Origin of the sequence: Oceanisphaera sp. W20_SRM_FM3, assembly GCF_052119705.1 — a bacterium.
Taxonomy (GTDB): Bacteria; Pseudomonadota; Gammaproteobacteria; order Enterobacterales; family Aeromonadaceae; genus Oceanimonas.
The window spans coordinates 1-1382 of sequence record NZ_JBGQOP010000042.1 but is presented as its reverse complement, the minus strand read 5'-3'; the positions used below and the strand labels follow the sequence as shown (position 1 = coordinate 1382).

The 1382-nt window shown below is 53.0% G+C and carries 1 rRNA gene; it reads right to left on the bottom strand.

Annotated features, from left to right (window positions below):
- Window positions 1–29 precede the first annotated feature (29 nt).
- A 23S ribosomal RNA gene (locus tag ACEN2G_RS14185) occupies window positions 30–1382 on the bottom strand; the annotation flags it as partial.

Below are 1382 nucleotides of genomic sequence, written 5' to 3'. Positions count from 1 at the left end.
CGCAAGGTCTCACACTTCTTGGGTGTTGTATGGTTAAGCCGCACGGGTAATTAGTATTGGTTAGCTCAATGCATCGCTGCACTTACACACCCAACCTATCAACGTTGTAGTCTCCAACGGCCCTTCAGAGGGCGTAAAGCCCTAGGGATGACTCATCTTGAGGCTCGCTTCCCGCTTAGATGCTTTCAGCGGTTATCGATTCCGAACGTAGCTACCGGGCAATGCCATTGGCATGACAACCCGAACACCAGGGGTTCGTCCACTCCGGTCCTCTCGTACTAGGAGCAGCTCCTCTCAATCATCCAACGCCCACGGCAGATAGGGACCGAACTGTCTCACGACGTTCTGAACCCAGCTCGCGTACCACTTTAAATGGCGAACAGCCATACCCTTGGGACCGACTTCAGCCCCAGGATGTGATGAGCCGACATCGAGGTGCCAAACACCGCCGTCGATATGAACTCTTGGGCGGTATCAGCCTGTTATCCCCGGAGTACCTTTTATCCGTTGAGCGATGGCCCTTCCATACAGAACCACCGGATCACTATGACCTACTTTCGTATCTGCTCGACCTGTCCGTCTCGCAGTTAAGCTGGCTTATGCCATTGCACTAACCGTACGATGTCCGACCGTACTTAGCCAACCTTCGTGCTCCTCCGTTACTCTTTAGGAGGAGACCGCCCCAGTCAAACTACCCACCAGGCACTGTCCGCAACCCCGATAAGGGGCCTACGTTAGAACATCAGACATACAAGGGTGGTATTTCAAGGATGGCTCCACGACAACTGGCGTCATCGTTTCACAGCCTCCCACCTATCCTACACATGTAGGGCCAATGTTCAGTGCCAAGCTATAGTAAAGGTTCACGGGGTCTTTCCGTCTAGCCGCGGGTATACGGCATCTTCACCGCAAATTCAATTTCACTGAGTCTCGGGTGGAGACAGCGTGGCCATGATTACACCATTCGTGCAGGTCGGAACTTACCCGACAAGGAATTTCGCTACCTTAGGACCGTTATAGTTACGGCCGCCGTTTACTGGGGCTTCAATCAAGAGCTTCACCCGAAGGCTAACCCCATCATTTAACCTTCCAGCACCGGGCAGGTGTCACACCGTATACGTCCTCTTACGAGTTTGCACAGTGCTGTGTTTTTGATAAACAGTTCCAGCCACCTGGTCACTGCGGCTGAGTCACGCTCCATCCGCAAGGGATTTCACATGCCTCAGCGTACCTTCTCCCGAAGTTACGGTACTATTTTGCCTAGTTCCTTCACCCGAGTTCTCTCAAGCGCCTTAGTATTCTCTACCCGACCACCTGTGTCGGTTTGGGGTACGATTCACGTGTACCTGAAGCTTAGAGGCTTTTCCTGGAAGCAGGGCATC